The organism is Microbacterium saperdae, assembly GCF_006716345.1.
In the GTDB taxonomy this organism is placed as follows: domain Bacteria; phylum Actinomycetota; class Actinomycetes; order Actinomycetales; family Microbacteriaceae; genus Microbacterium; species Microbacterium saperdae.
The window spans coordinates 746,735-761,470 of record NZ_VFOX01000002.1 but is presented as its reverse complement, the minus strand read 5'-3'; the positions used below and the strand labels follow the sequence as shown (position 1 = coordinate 761,470).

Annotated in this window: 11 protein-coding genes and 2 pseudogenes; 8 read left to right on the top strand and 5 right to left on the bottom strand. The window is 69.4% G+C overall.

Features of this window, described 5'->3' with window-relative positions; all coding sequences use genetic code 11:
- Positions 1 to 92: 92 nt before the first annotated feature.
- Both FB560_RS18255 and FB560_RS18250 read right to left on the bottom strand, forming a co-directional pair.
- Complete coding sequence (locus tag FB560_RS18255) at positions 93 to 380, bottom strand: hypothetical protein (protein ID WP_141874130.1); 288 nt, start codon at positions 378 to 380, stop codon at positions 93 to 95.
- A 179-nt stretch (positions 381 to 559) separates the two neighbouring features.
- Positions 560 to 1,258, bottom strand: a complete 699-nt coding sequence (locus FB560_RS18250) for a GTP pyrophosphokinase (RefSeq protein ID WP_141874129.1) — start codon at positions 1,256 to 1,258, stop codon at positions 560 to 562.
- A gap of 141 nt (positions 1,259 to 1,399) precedes the next feature.
- Between FB560_RS18250 and FB560_RS18245 the strand changes: the two are divergent.
- Together FB560_RS18245 and FB560_RS18240 are read left to right on the top strand one after the other, a co-directional pair.
- Positions 1,400 to 1,723, top strand: a pseudogene (locus tag FB560_RS18245) (nuclear transport factor 2 family protein); the annotation flags it as partial.
- Between the two features lie 81 nt (positions 1,724 to 1,804).
- Complete coding sequence (locus FB560_RS18240) at positions 1,805 to 3,910, top strand: APC family permease (RefSeq protein ID WP_229672999.1); 2,106 nt, start codon at positions 1,805 to 1,807, stop codon at positions 3,908 to 3,910.
- Positions 3,911 to 3,927: 17 nt separating this feature from the next.
- Here the strand turns inward: FB560_RS18240 and FB560_RS18235 are convergent, their stop codons facing one another.
- The 3 genes from FB560_RS18235 to FB560_RS18225 all read right to left on the bottom strand — a co-directional run bounded on the left by FB560_RS18235 (position 3,928) and on the right by FB560_RS18225 (position 6,713).
- Positions 3,928 to 4,632: a GntR family transcriptional regulator gene (locus tag FB560_RS18235; RefSeq protein ID WP_141874128.1), complete on the bottom strand. Its 705-nt coding sequence runs from the start codon at positions 4,630 to 4,632 to the stop codon at positions 3,928 to 3,930.
- 23 nt (positions 4,633 to 4,655) lie between these two features.
- Positions 4,656 to 5,342 (bottom strand): GntR family transcriptional regulator, encoded by a 687-nt coding sequence (locus FB560_RS18230; protein ID WP_141874127.1) that lies wholly within the window; start codon positions 5,340 to 5,342, stop codon positions 4,656 to 4,658.
- A 207-nt stretch (positions 5,343 to 5,549) separates the two neighbouring features.
- Positions 5,550 to 6,713 (bottom strand): SLC13 family permease, encoded by a 1,164-nt coding sequence (locus tag FB560_RS18225; RefSeq protein WP_141874615.1) that lies wholly within the window; start codon positions 6,711 to 6,713, stop codon positions 5,550 to 5,552.
- Between the two features lie 226 nt (positions 6,714 to 6,939).
- On the opposite strand from FB560_RS18225, the gene FB560_RS18220 reads away from it, so the two are divergent.
- From FB560_RS18220 to FB560_RS18195, 6 genes and pseudogenes are all read left to right on the top strand, one after another.
- Positions 6,940 to 7,029, top strand: a complete 90-nt coding sequence (locus FB560_RS18220; protein WP_141874126.1) for a potassium-transporting ATPase subunit F — start codon at positions 6,940 to 6,942, stop codon at positions 7,027 to 7,029.
- Entirely contained in the window at positions 7,029 to 8,708 is a 1,680-nt protein-coding gene (kdpA, locus tag FB560_RS18215) for a potassium-transporting ATPase subunit KdpA (RefSeq protein WP_141874125.1), read from the top strand. Before FB560_RS18220 ends, kdpA begins: the two co-directional genes overlap by 1 nt.
- Before the next feature lie 2 nt (positions 8,709 to 8,710).
- Complete coding sequence (gene kdpB / locus FB560_RS18210; protein ID WP_141874124.1) at positions 8,711 to 10,876, top strand: potassium-transporting ATPase subunit KdpB; 2,166 nt, start codon at positions 8,711 to 8,713, stop codon at positions 10,874 to 10,876.
- A gap of 24 nt (positions 10,877 to 10,900) precedes the next feature.
- Positions 10,901 to 11,503 carry a potassium-transporting ATPase subunit KdpC gene (gene kdpC, locus FB560_RS18205; protein WP_141874123.1) on the top strand — a complete coding sequence of 201 codons (603 nt, stop codon included), beginning with the start codon at positions 10,901 to 10,903 and terminating at the stop codon, positions 11,501 to 11,503.
- A pseudogene (locus tag FB560_RS18200) lies at positions 11,500 to 14,060 on the top strand (ATP-binding protein). Before kdpC ends, FB560_RS18200 begins: the two are co-directional and overlap by 4 nt.
- Complete coding sequence (locus tag FB560_RS18195) at positions 14,057 to 14,728, top strand: response regulator (RefSeq protein ID WP_141874122.1); 672 nt, start codon at positions 14,057 to 14,059, stop codon at positions 14,726 to 14,728. The pseudogene FB560_RS18200 and the gene FB560_RS18195 overlap by 4 nt, the downstream one beginning before the upstream one ends.
- Positions 14,729 to 14,736 lie beyond the last annotated feature (8 nt).

Here is a 14,736-nt window from a genome sequence, read left to right as displayed (position 1 = left end):
GTCTCCTGTTCCACCGTCACCGGTGTGGTCCAGGATTGTTCGGAGCCGACGCGCGATCGGATGTGACGGACCGCGGCGGTCGGCGCGTCGGATCAGAGGCGACGCACGGTGATGGCCTCGCGGCCCTGGATCTGACGCAGCGTGCGCATGCACCGGGAGCACAGGATCTCGACCCGGCGCGGGTGGCCTTCCCCGCACACGCAGTCGACCGTCACGCGCCACTTCGCCGTGCGTCCGCACGGCTGGTAGCCCTCGTCATCGCCGTGGTCGCACTCGCAGATCTGCCGTCCGCGGTCGACCCCCGCGAGTTCGCCGACGTCAACGCGTTCGCCGACATCGTGCTCGGCGTCCACGGACACGGCCTCCTGCATTCTCACCACCTGCCGATGCTCCCAGGGCTGCAGCGGCCTCGCAACATCGGTCGGCTCCGCGCGGCGCGCTCCATAACTCCGGAGATTCGGGCGAGTACGGGCGGCCAGGCACTCTGTGCGCCGACACGGTTCGAATTCTCCGGAGTTATGGCGCGAGAGCGCTGCGGACCGCCGCCGCGCGGCCGGGGTCAGACCGGGACGATGCGCGGTGGGGGCGGAGGCGCGAGCTGCCGCTGCGGCACGCCGTGCGCCTCGCGGTGGAGGCGCTCCATGCGGCTGTCGAGCTCGGCGGCCGCATCCGCGGCATCCGTCAGGCTCTCGACGAGGTGCGACGGCACCTGGTTCGAGAACTTGTAGTAGATCTTGTGTTCCAGGCTGGCCCAGAAGTCCATGGCGATCGTGCGGAACTGCACCTCGACCGGCACCGACAGCGCACCGGTCGACAGGAACACCGGCACCTCGATGATCGCGTGCAGGCTCTTGTAGCCGTTGTCCTTCGGCGTCGCGATGTAGTCCTTGACGGTGCGCACGGTGATGTCGTCCTGCGCGGTGAGCAGATCGAACAGCCGGTACACGTCGGCCACGAAGCTGCAGGTCACCCGCACACCGGCGATGTCGGTGATCTCGGCGCGGATGCGCTCGAAGTCCGGCTCCTCGATGCCCTTGCGGGCGATCTTCTCGACGATGCTGTCGGGAGTCTTGAGCCGGCTCTTCACGTGCTCGATCGGGTTGTACGCGTGGTGGTGCGTGAACTCGTCGCGGAGGATCGAGATCTTCGTCTCGACCTCCCGCATCCCGAACTCGTATTCACGCAGGAAGCGCTGGAACTCGTCGCGCAGTTCGCGCGTCTTGCGGATGGAGTCTTCGGTGACCTGAAGGGTCGTCATACGTCCGACGTTACGCGTTCGTGATCGGAAATCGCTGTGGATTCCCGATGGGGCCACGATCCGCTCCGACGTTGACGTGACCGCCCGTCGCGGCTACAACAGAGCACATGACGAACGCGGTCGAGATGGGTCGACGCATACGTCGCCGCATGGAAGTCGAATGATCCGGAGGAGATCGGCGCACTCTTCAGCGATGACGCCCGCTACCTCACGAGTCCGGATTCTGAGCCTCGGATCGGGCGCGAGGCGATCGTCGCCGGCTGGCTCGACGATCTCGACGACCCCGGCACGTGGAGCTTCGAGTGGTTCATCCTGCACGAGCACGACGGTTTCGTCGTGGTTCAGGGCCGCACGCAGTACCCGTCCGAGCGGGATTACCTCAACCTCTGGGTCGTGCGACTCGCAGCGGACGGACGAGCATCGGAATTCACGGAGTGGTACATGCCGCGCCCTCACGGTGGGTGAGATCCGCGTCCGGAAGCACCCGTAAGGATTCCGTGAGGGACACCGAGCCGCCCGTAGGGATTCCGTGAGGATCTTGTGAGGATGCCATCGGCGGGCGTAGTGTCGCCGGACGTGTCAGATGAAAACCGCGACAGCCCGGATGCGCCTCCTCTCGCCAAGCGCATCCTGATCGGAGACCCGCTCACGAGCGAGCAGGTCGACGACCAGCTCCTCCCCAAGCGGATGGCGTTGCCGATCTTCGCATCCGACGCGCTGAGCTCGGTGGCCTACGCGCCGCAGGAGCTCGTGATGATCCTGCTGATCGGCGGCCTGACCTTCCTGTCGTTCACCCCGCTGGTCGCCGCGGCCGTCGTGGTGCTGCTGATCGTGGTCGTGCTCAGCTACCGACAGCTGATCAAGGCGTACCCCTCCGGCGGCGGCGACTACGAGGTCGCGTCGAAGAACCTGGGCGAGATCCCCGGCGTGATCGTGGCCGCCGCACTGCTCGTCGACTACGTGCTTACGGTCGCCGTGTCCGTCGCCTCGGGCGTCGACAACATCATCTCCGCCGTTCCCGGCCTCGATCCGTTCCGCGTCGAGCTCGCGGTCGGCTTCGTGATCCTGATCATCATCGTGAACCTCCGCGGCGTGCGCGAGGCCTCGCTGGTGTTCGCGATCCCCACGTACGTGTTCATCGCCTCCGTCGGCTTCATGATCGTCACGGGGCTCATCCGCACCTTCCTTGGCGACGCCCCGATCGCATCGAGCCACGACTTCTCGGTACAGGCCGAGAACCTCAGCCAGGCCGCGGTCATCCTGCTCATCCTGCGCGCCTTCTCGAGCGGATGCTCGGCGCTCACCGGTGTCGAGGCCGTGTCCAACGGTGTTCCGGCGTTCCGCGCGCCGAAGGTGCGCAACGCGCAGTCCACCCTCGTGCTGATGGGATCGATCGCCGCCTGCCTGTTCGCCGGCCTCACGGCCCTCGCGCTCATCACCGGCGTGCACTACGCCGAGAATCCCTGTGACCTCGTCGGCTTCGACTGCACGAATCCGCAGCCCAGCCTGATGGCTCAGATCGCGAGCGCGACCTTCGGCGGCGGCAGCATCCTGTTCTTCGTCGTGCAGGCGGCCACGGCGTGCGTGCTGCTGCTCGCGGCGAACACGGCGTTCAACGGCTTCCCGTTGCTGGGCGCGGTGCTGGCCCGTGACGGCTACGCCCCCAAGTCCCTGAACACCCGTGGCGACCGCCTCGTCTTCTCGAACGGCATGATCCTGCTCGGCATCGGCGCGATGATCGTGCTGGTGGTGTTCCAGGCGCGACTGACGACCCTGATCCAGCTCTACATCATCGGCGTCTTCGTGTCGTTCTCGCTCGGACAGATCGGCATGGTGCGGCACTGGCGCAGGGTTCTGCGAGGGCCGGCCGAGGATGCAGCCGGCTCCGGCATCGACGGCGCTTCGGCATCCGATCGCCGTTCGGCGAAGATCGGGCTGATCATCAACTCCACCGGGGCGGTCATGACCGTGCTCGTCCTGCTGATCGTGACCATCACGAAGTTCACGCACGGCGCCTACCTGGTGTTCTTCGCGATCCCCATCCTGGCCTTCCTGATGCTCGGGGTGAAGCGGTACTACCGCGACGTCGAGCATGAGATCGCGATCGACGACACCACGAAGTTCGGCGCGACGGGCGACCTCGCCATCGTGCTCGTCAACCGGCTGCAGAAGCCCGTCGTGAAGGCCATCGACTACGCGATCGCCGCCAAGCACGGCAAGACCCTGGCCGTGCACGTCGCGGTGGCCTCCGATGACGCGGCCACTCTGCAGAAGGACTGGGCCGACCACCTGGTGCCGATCCCGCTGGTGATCGTCGAGTCGCCGTACCGCTCGTTCGCGCAGCCGGTCACGCAGTTCATCAAGCAGTACCGGGAGAAGCACGGATCCTCGGTGGTGACGGTCTACCTGCCGCAGTACATCGTCGGCCACTGGTGGGAGTCGTTCCTGCACAACCGGCGCGCGCGGCGCCTCGCGAACCAGCTCATGCTGGTGCACGGCGTCTCGATCACGCTGGTGCCGTGGCTGCTGGATTCCTCGGAGCTGATCTACGGCCGCCGCTCACGCCCGCTGCCCGGGCAGGAGCGCGCCGGGCGGCCGGTTGTCGTGAACGGCCGTCGCGCGCATCGCCCCGCCGGTCCGCCGCAGGACTGAGTCGCCCTGGATGCTCGTCAGAGCTCGACGACCCCGTCGATGACGAACATGTAGAGGTCGCGGACGATGTCGGTCGCCTCGATGCGGTCGCGCGAGCGAACAGCCAGCACCAGGGCATCGACCACCGAGCGCAGCATCGCCGGGTTGCGGGGCTTGCTGAGCGCATGGATGCCGAACACCAGCGCCGTGCGCTTGGCGGCGTGCAGCTCACGCAGGTAGTGATTGCGGGAGAAGGTCGCGAGCAGATCGATCAGCTCCCAGAGCCCCTCCGCGCCCACGATCTGATCGTGCTCGTCGGTCTCCCAGAGCGCCCGGACGTACGCCGAGCGCTCGACGAACTCGGCGAGCTGCGCGTCGGTGGCGTGCGCGATGCCGAGGTCCGCGGCGCTCACGGAGAGCCCGGAGCACTCGGACGCGACCGCGATGAACCACGCGGGCGTCGGCGTGATCACGACCGAGGCCCGGTTCATCCGATGCTCGATCAGATGCATCCCGTCGAGCACGCCGAGCCCGGCGCGCACCGTCGCGGCCGAGACGCCCAGGCGCTCGGTCAACGCCGACACCGAGAGCGGGTCGCCGGGGCGGAGGTCGCCGGCTTCGATCGCGGCTGCGAGGGTGTCGACCACCGCATCCGCTCGCGAGCTGACGAGCGGAGCGCTCGCCTCTCCGCCGCTCAGGAGGCGCGTGGACTGCAGCGAATCGATCTGCGCGGCATCCGTCATGCACTCATCCTGGCATCCCGCCGCTAGGGGGTCGCTGCCGCCGCGGCCCGGAGAGGCTCGATCGATGACCGCACGAACAGCTCCTCGATCAGAACCCGCGCCCGTTCCCCGTCTCGCCGGTGCACGAGTTCCCGGAGCTCGCCGAGGGCCCGACGCAGATAGTCGGCGATGTCCTGCGGAGTGCGCTGGGTGGGGATCGTGCGCGTCAGGTGCAGAGCCAGCTGCCCGTCGAGGATGTCGATCATCGTCTGATTCCCCGCCGCGATCACCACGGAGCCCCAGAGCCCGTACCAGTGCCCGCGCACCTCACGACTGCCTGCCAGCGTCAGGTCGAACGCGAGGATCTCATCGATGCGGGCATGCAAGGCGTCGACCTGCCCGTCGCTGTACGTGGGGATCGTCGTGTGCGCGCAGTAGGCGACCACCGCGCAGGCCGTCTCGACGCGATCGGCCTGCGCCGCGAGGTCGACCGGAGCGACCCGGGTGAAGCGGTTCGTGCTGACCTCGATCAGACCGATCTCGGCCAACCGGGTCAGCGCTTCGCGGATGGGTGTGCGAGAGACTCCGTACTCGGCCTGCAGGTCCTGATCCCGGATCTCCTCGAGTGGCTGCATGCGCCCCGAGACGATCTCCTCCGCCAAGGTCGCGAAGACCTGATCCCGGATGAGCTGCCGGGGCCGGATGGGCAGGGAGTCGCTGGCATCGTCCACGGCCACACCCTATGCCGCTCGCGCACGCACCCACCACACATCAGAGACTGAAATTTCACACGCGGTGGGGGACTTTGCGTACCGTCGAGGTGGAGGGCAGCGGCCCGCTCACGACACGGCCCCCACTTGTGTCGTCAATCCCCCCGAGTATCCCCAGTACTTGGGCCGCTGCCCTTCTTTCTTCCCCTCGCGGGGTCGGGACGCCGATCAGCCGGCGACGAGCGCGAGGGCGAGAGCGGCGACGACGACCGTCGGCACCGCGACGACGAGGCCCCAGAGCATGAAGCGGCCCCAGCGGATCTCGACGCCGAGCGAGACGATCCGGTGATGCCACAGCAGCGTCGCCAGCGACGCCCATGGCGTGACGAGCGGCCCGAGATTGACACCGATCAGCAGCGCCATGAGCGCCACCGGATCGCCGGCGGCCGGCTCCAGGATCAGGTACGCCGGCAGATTGTTCACGCCGTTGGCTGTCAGCGCCCCGAGGGCCGCGAGCCCCAGGATCTCACCGATGCCATGACCGCTCGACACCAGAGACGTCAGGAAGTCCAGGATGCCGTTGGCGTGTGCGGTCTCGACCAGCACGAACAGAGCGGCGGCGAGCCCGATCGCCTGCCACGGCACGAGCGCGGGGCGCAGCACGTGCCTGCGTCGGACGGCGAAGAGCCCGACCAGGAGGAGGGCTGCGGCCGTGGCGGGGATCCACACCTCGTGCGTCAGGGTGAGCAGCGGCAGCAGCACGACCAGCACTCCGGTCGCTCCCCAGAACAGCACGCGGTCCGACGGACCTCCGGCGGGGGGAACGCGGTAGGTGCCGAAGAGGGTGCGCCGGTGGGCGACCGTCAGGATCACGACCGGGATCAGCACACCCACCAGCGTGGGTGCCCAGCTCAGCGCCAGGAAGGCCCCGGGGTCGTCGCCGATCGCGGGAGCCGCGAGCAGATTCGTGAGGTTCGAGACCGGCAGGGCGAGGGATGCCGTGTTCGCGAGCCAGACCGTGGCGAGCGCGAACGGCAGCGGCGAGACCCCGATGCTCTGGGCCAGGACCACGACCACCGGGGTCACGATCACGGCCGTGGTGTCGAGCGAGAGGAACACCGTGCTCACCACGGCGAGCGCGACGACCGAGGCCCAGAGGGCGATCACGCGACCGCGACCCCACTGCGCGAGGCGCTGCGCGAGCACGTCGAACACGGCCGCGTCTCTGGCGAGCTCGGCGACGATCGTGATCGCCACCACGAAACCGAGAACCGGGGTGATGCGGGCGCCGAGCGCACCGGCATCCGCGTGGGGGAGCAGCCCGGTGAGCACGCACACCGCCGCGACGACGATCAGCACGAGGACGACCGCCGTCCCCGCGCCGAGCCTCATCCGCCGTGCACTCACCTCGTGAGCATAGATCCGACGGGCCCGGAGAGAGCGGATGGTGTGAGCAACCCGCATGCGTTGCGCGCCGGGGCGTAGGGGAAGCGTGAGGATCGGGTTCGCCCGGGCCGCAGCGGAGTTGTATCGGATCCGTGCTCGACATCATCTACCTCGCGCTGACCTTCGCGCTGTTCGCCCTCGTCTCGCTGATCGCGAAGGGGGTGGAGCGCCGATGATCGTCTTCGAGATCCTCGGCGTCGTCCTCGCCGTCGCCGCCATCGTCTACCTCGTGGTCGCGCTCGTCGCGCCGGAGAGGTTCTGATGAACGCCACGATCTGGTTCGGGATCCTGCAGCTCACGGCGGTCGTCGTCGTGCTCGTGCTGCTCTACCGCCCTCTCGGCGACTACATGGCCCGGGTGTTCAACTCGGCGCGTGATCTGCGCGTGGAACGCGGCATCTACCGGCTCATCGGCGTCGACTCCGCCTCCGAGCAGACCTGGCGGGCGTACGCACGCAGCGTGCTGGCGTTCTCGGTGGTCGGTGTCGTGCTCGTCTACGCCCTGCAGCGGCTGCAGGCGTTCCTGCCGCAGTCGCTCGGTCTCCCCGCCGTGCCGGAGGGGCTCGCGTTCAACACCGCGGCATCCTTCGTCGCGAACACGAACTGGCAGTCCTACTCCCCCGAGCAGACGATGGGCTACACGGTGCAGCTCGCGGGCCTCACGGTGCAGAACTTCGTCTCCGCCGCGGTCGGCCTCACCATCGCGATCGCCCTGGTGCGCGGTTTCGCGCGCCGCGGTTCCACGACCATCGGCAACTTCTGGGTCGACCTGATCCGCGGGCTCGGACGCATCCTGCTCCCGCTCGCCGTGATCGGGGCGATCGCCCTGCTCGCCGGTGGCGTGATCCAGAACTTCGCCGGCTTCACCGACGTGGCCACCGTCTCGGGCGGCACTCAGACGATCCCCGGCGGACCTGTCGCGTCGCAGGAGGCCATCAAGCTCCTGGGTACGAACGGCGGCGGCTTCTTCAACGCCAACTCGGCGCATCCCTTCGAGAACCCGAGCGGATTCACCAACCTGCTGCAGGTGCTGCTGATCCTCGTGATCCCGTTCTCCCTGCCCCGCACCTTCGGTCGCATGATCGGCGACCACCGCCAGGGCTACGCGATCGCCGCGGTCATGGCGACGATCTTCCTGGTCTCGACCTTCGCCCTCTCGGCCTTCGAGCTGGCGGGGCGCGGCAGCGCACCCGAACTCGCCGGCGCCGCGATGGAGGGCAAGGAGCAGCGCTTCGGCATCCTGGCCTCGACGCTGTTCGGCAGCGCGAGCACGCTCACCTCCACCGGTGCGGTCAACTCGATGCACGACTCGTACACCGCGCTCGGCGGCATGATGCCGATGCTCAACATGATGCTCGGAGAGGTCGCCCCCGGCGGCGTCGGCTCCGGGTTGTACGGGATGCTCGTGCTCGCGATCGTCGCGGTGTTCGTCGGCGGGCTGCTCGTCGGACGCACCCCGGAGTACCTCGGCAAGCGGATCGGCCCGAAGGAGATCACGCTCGCCAGCCTCTACATCCTGGTGGTGCCCGCGCTCGTCCTGGGCGGCACGGCGTTGAGCTTCGCGATCCCCGGCATCCGCGCCGACGTCGAGGCGACCAGCATCCTCAACCCCGGCGTGCACGGCATGAGCGAGGTGCTCTACGCCTTCACCTCGGCTGCGAACAACAACGGCTCCGCCTTCGCCGGCCTCACCGCGAACACCCCGTGGTTCAACACCGCGCTGGGCGTGGCGATGCTGCTCGGCCGGTTCATCCCGATCGTGCTGGTGCTCGCCCTGGCCGGCTCCTTCGCCGCGCAGGAACGGGTGCCGGCCACCGCCGGAACCCTGCCCACCCACCGGCCGCAGTTCGTCGGCCTCCTCCTCGCCGTGACGGTCATCGTCACCGCGCTCACCTACTTCCCGGTGCTCACCCTGGGCCCGCTCGCCGAAGGACTGGTCTGACCATGACGCTCATCACCTCCGCCACCGACACCCCGTCGGTTCCTGAGCCCGACGAAGGATCCGGAGCCGCCGCGAAGTCCCGCGCCTTCGGGTTCGCGCAGCTCGCGCAGGCGCTGCCCGGCGCGCTGCGCAAGCTCAACCCGGCGTCGCTCGTGCGCAACCCCGTCATGCTGCTCGTCTGGGTCGGCGCGGCGTTCACGACCGTGCTCGCGATCGCGGAGCCCTTCCTCGGCGGCGCCGGAGAATCGGGAGGCACCGCGGTGCCCGCGCTGTTCACCTGGGGCATCGCGGTGTGGCTGTGGTTGACCGTGCTGTTCGCGAACGTCGCCGAGTCGGTCGCCGAAGGGCGCGGCAAGGCCCAGGCCGCGAGCCTGCGCAAGACGCGCACCAGCACCATGGCGCGACGCGTCACCGACTACGACGCCGCCGTGGATGCCGTCGCCGAGCGCGCCACGACGACCGAGGTGTCGTCGGCCGAGCTGCAGCGCGACGACGTCGTGATCGTCGAGGCCGGGGAGCTGATCCCGGGCGACGGCGACATCCTCGCCGGCATCGCGACGGTCGACGAATCCGCCATCACGGGCGAGAGCGCCCCGGTGATCCGCGAGTCCGGCGGCGACCGCAGCGCCGTCACCGGCGGCACCCGTGTGCTGTCCGACCGCATCGTGGTGCGCATCACCTCGAAGCCCGGCGAGACCTTCGTCGACCGCATGATCGCCCTCGTCGAAGGAGCCAGCCGCCAGCGCACGCCCAATGAGATCGCGCTCAACATCCTCCTCGCGAGCCTGTCGATCGTCTTCGTGTTCGTCGTGCTCGCGCTCAACCCGATCGCCTCATACGCCGCGTCGCCCGTCAGCATCCCGGTGCTGATCGCGCTGCTCGTCTGCCTCATCCCGACCACGATCGGCGCGCTGCTCTCTGCCATCGGCATCGCAGGCATGGACCGCCTCGTACAGCGGAACGTGCTGGCGATGTCGGGCCGCGCGGTCGAGGCCGCGGGAGATGTGACGACGCTGCTGCTCGACAAGACGGGCACCATCACCTACGGAAACCGCCGCGCGCACGAGGTGGTGCGGATGCCCGGCGTCGACCCCGACGAGCTGCTCCGCACCGCCGCACTGTCGTCGCTCGCGGACCCCACGCCCGAGGGCGCGTCGATCGTGGAGCTCGCGATCAGCCGCGGCATCCGCGTCACCGCACCCGAGGATGCCGTCGTCGTCCCGTTCACCGCGCAGACCCGCATGTCGGGGCTCGACCTCGCCGACGGCACGCAGATCCGCAAGGGCGCCGGTTCCGCCGTGCAGGCGTGGCTGGAGCGGGACCCCGCCACCGCCGCGGCGACCGCCGAGGAGCTCGCGAGCCGCACGGATGCCATCGCGCAGAGCGGCGGCACCCCGCTGGTCGTCGCGGTGAAGACCCCTTCGGATGCCCGCATCCTCGGCGTCGTGCACCTGAAGGACATCGTCAAGGAGGGTCTGCGCGAACGGTTCGAGGAGCTGCGCAGCATGGGCATCCGCACCGTGATGATCACGGGCGACAACCCGCTCACCGCGCAGGCCATCGCGGCGGAGGCCGGCGTCGACGACTTCCTCGCCGAGGCGACGCCCGAGCAGAAGCTCGAGCTGATCCGCCGCGAGCAGGAGGGCGGACGGCTGGTCGCGATGACCGGAGACGGCACGAACGACGCCCCCGCCCTCGCTCAGGCCGACGTCGGCGTCGCGATGAACACCGGCACCTCGGCCGCGAAGGAGGCCGGCAACATGGTCGACCTCGACTCCGACCCGACCAAGCTGATCGACATCGTGCGCATCGGCAAGCAGCTGCTGATCACGCGCGGGGCGCTGACGACCTTCTCGCTCGCCAACGACATCGCGAAGTATTTCGCGATCATCCCCGCGATGTTCATGGGCGTCTTCCCCGGCCTGGCCGTGCTCAACGTCATGCAGCTGCACTCGCCGGCCTCCGCGGTGACGAGCGCGATCATCTTCAACGCGATCGTGATCGTCTTCCTCATCCCCCTCGCGCTGCGCGGCGTGAAGTACCGCCCGGCGAGCGCCTCCCAGATCCTGCAGCGCAATCTGCTGATCTACGGTCTCGGCGGAGTGATCGCCCCGTTCATCGGCATCAAGCTCATCGACCTCGTCGTCAGTCTCATCCCGGGCTTCTGACCCGGATCCGAAAGGGATACAGACATGTCCTCCACCCGTACCGCTCTGCGCACCACCGGCGTCGCCGTGCGTGCCATGCTCATCCTCACCCTCGTGCTCGGCGTCGGGTACACCCTGGTCATCACCGGCATCGGGCAGCTGCTGCTCCCCTCGCAGGCCAACGGCTCCCCCCTCCCCGACGACAAGGGCAGCGCGTTGATCGGCCAGTCCTTCACGGACGCCGACGGCGAAGCCCTCCCCGAGTACTTCCAGTCCCGTCCCTCCGCGGCCGGTGACGGCTACGACGGCACGTCCTCGGGCGGCAGCAACCTCGGTCCGGAGAACGCCGACCTCATCACCGCGATCCAGGAGCGCAAGGCCGCGATCGCCGCGCGCGAGGGCGTCGATCCCTCCGAGGTCCCGGCCGACGCCGTCACGGCATCCGGCTCCGGACTCGACCCGCACATCAGCGTGGCGTACGCGCTGCTGCAGGTGCCCCGTGTGGCTGAGGCTCGCGGCCTGCCGGAGGCCGAGGTGCGCGCGCTCGTGGAGTCTAGGATTCAAGGGCGGGATCTGGGATTCCTCGGCGAGGAGCGCATCAACGTGGCCGAACTCAATCTCGCGCTCGATGAGCAGGAGGGCGCATGAGCGCAGAGCGGACGCGCAGCCACGAGCAGGGGCCCGCACGACGCGGACGTCTGCGCGTGCTGCTCGGTGCAGCCCCGGGCGTCGGCAAGACGTTCGAGATGCTCGCCGAGGGCCGACGCCTGCTCGACGAGGGCCGCGACGTCGTGATCGCGATCGTCGAGACGCACGACCGGGCGGCGACGCTGGCGCAGACCATCGGGCTCCCCGAGGTCCCCCGCCGCTCCGACAGCCACCGAGGTATCACTCTGACCGAGCTCGACGTCGACGCGGTGATCGCCCGTCGTCCCGAGATCGCACTGGTCGACGAGCTCGCGCATACGAACATCCCCGGTTCCGCGCATCCGAAGCGCTGGCAGGACGTCGAGCTGCTGCGGGATGCCGGCATCGACGTGATCACCACCGTCAACGTGCAGCACATCGAGTCGTTGAACGCGGTGGTCGAGAAGATCACCGGCATTGCCCAGCAGGAGACGATCCCGGATGCCGTGGTGCGCGCGGCGGATGAGATCGAGGTCGTCGACCTGGCGCCGCAGTCCCTGCGCGACCGGCTCTCCGCCGGGCTTGTGTACCCCGCCGAGCGCATCGACGCCGCGCTGTCGAACTACTTCCGCCTGGGCAACCTCACCGCCCTGCGCGAACTGGCACTGCTCTGGCTCGCCGACGAGGTCGACAGCGCCCTGCGCAGCTACCGCGCCGACCACGGCATCGAGGGCAGCTGGCAGGCGCGCGAACGCGTGGTCGTCGCCCTGACCGGAGGCCCGGAGGGTGAGACCCTGCTGCGCCGCGGGGCACGCATCGCCGCGCGTTCGGCCGGGGGCGAGCTGCTCGCGGTGCACGTCTCCACGCAGGACGGTCTGCGCGGCGAGACCCCGGGCGCACTGGCCGCCCAGCGCGCGCTCGTCGAGTCGCTGGGCGGCAGCTTCCACCAGATCATCGGCGACGACATCCCCGGCACCCTCGTCGAGTTCGCCCAGGGCGCGGATGCCACGCAGCTCGTGATCGGCGTGAGCCGGCGCAGCCGCTTGATGGCCGCGCTGACAGGACCGGGCATCGGCTCCGAGATCATCCGCGGCTCCGGCGACATCGACGTGCACATCGTGACCCACGCCGCAGCCGGAGGGCGAGCGGCGCTCCCCCGCATCACCGGCGGAGCGCTGGGGTGGCGCCGCCAGGTGCTCGGCTTCGCGGTCGCTCTCGTGTTCGGCCCGCTGCTGTCGTGGCTGATGTTCACGTTCCGCAGCCCCGAGTCGATCACCGCCGAGGTGCTCGCCTACCAGCTGCTCGTGGTCGTCGTCGCGCTCATCGGCGGCCTGCGCCCCGCGGTGTTCGCAGCCGTGCTCTCGGGGATCACCCTCGACTTCCTCTTCGTCGCCCCGCTCTTCACGATCACGATCGCGCATCCGCTGCACGTGCTCGCGCTCACCCTCTACGTCATCATCGCGATCCTGGTGAGCCTGATCGTCGACCAGGCCGCCCGTCGTGCCCGCACCGCCAAACGCGCCACGGCCGAGGCCGAGCTGCTCGCCGCGGTCGCCGGCAACGTGCTGCGCGGCGACAACGCCGTGCTCGCCCTCGTCAGCCGCACCCGTGAGGCGTTCGGGCTGAGCGGGGTGCGACTGCTCTCGCCCGAGGGCGAGGTACTGGCCTGCGACGGCGAGCCCCTGCGCGACGGGCGCGCCACCACGATCCCCGTGCTCTCGGCATCCGACACGGCGCCGCGTGCGCTGCTCGAACTGCACGGCGACCCGCTCGACGGCCCCGCCCGCCGCCTGCTCGATGCGATCGTCGCCCAGCTCTCTGCCGCGATCGAGCACACGGATCTGCGCGCCACCGCGAAGGAGGCCGTGGCACTCGCCGAGACCGATCAGGTGCGCAGTGCTCTGCTGTCGGCCCTCAGCCACGACCTGCGCCGCCCCCTGGCCTCTGCGGTCGCCGCGATCGGCGGACTCCGCGGCGCCCGCGAACTCTCGGCCGACGATCGCGCGGAACTCCTGGCGACGGCCGACGAGAGCCTCGCGACGCTGTCGACGCTCGTCACCGATCTCCTCGACGTGAGCCGTGTGCAGGCGGGAGTGCTCGCCGTATCCGCACAGCCTCTGGACGCCACCTCTCCGATCCTCGCCGCCGTCGACGAGCTCGGGCTGGGTCCGGCCGATGTCGACCTCACACTCGACCCCGAGCTGCCGGCGCTGTTCGCCGACCCCGTGCTGCTGCAGCGCGTGCTGGTGAACGTGCTCGCCAACGCGCACCGCCATTCCCCCCGGGACCGTCGGGTGATCATCTCGACGAGCACGCTCGGGGACCGCGCCGAGATCCGCGTCATCGACCGTGGAGAGGGCGTGCCCGTGGAGAGGCGCGATCGCATCTTCCAGCCGTTCCAGCGCTTCGGCGACACCGACAACACGACCGGACTGGGTCTGGGCCTGGCTCTGTCGCGCGGTTCACCGAGGGCATGGGCGGTAGCCTGACACCCGAGGACACCCCGGGTGGAGGACTCACGATGGTCATCTCACTGCCGCTGGCCGCAGCGGATCCGGACAGGGAGGACACGGAGTGAAGCTCCTCATCGCCGACGACGACCCGCAGATGGTGCGGGCGCTGCGCATCACGCTCGCCGCACACGGCTACGAGGTCGTGGTCGCAGCCGACGGCGCCGCAGCGATCGCGGCGGCGGCGCAGTCCCACCCCGACCTCATCATGCTCGACCTCGGCATGCCGCGACTCGACGGCATCGAGGTGATCCAGGCGCTGCGCGGATGGACGAACGTCCCCATCATCGTGGTCTCCGGTCGTACCGGCTCGGCGGACAAGGTCGACGCGCTGGATGCCGGCGCCGACGACTTCGTCACCAAGCCGTTCCAGGTCGACGAACTGCTGGCGCGGCTGCGCGCTCTGTCGCGCCGTTCCCTCCCGGCGGGGGGCGAGTCGGCCGTCTCGTTCGGTGATGTCGTCGTCGACCTCGCGACCAAGACCGTCACCCGCGCGGGTACCCGCGTGCACCTGACCCCCACCGAATGGCGGATGCTCGAGCATCTGTCCCGGCATCCCGGGGCGCTCGTCACCCGGCAGGATCTGCTGAAGGAGATCTGGGGCAGCGAGCAGGTCTCGGACTCCGGCTACCTGCGGCTGTACATGTCGCAGCTGCGCAAGAAGCTCGAGCAGGAGCCCCGCACGCCGGTGCACCTGCTGACCGAGTCGGGGATGGGTTACCGGCTGGTGCTCTGAGCGCCGGG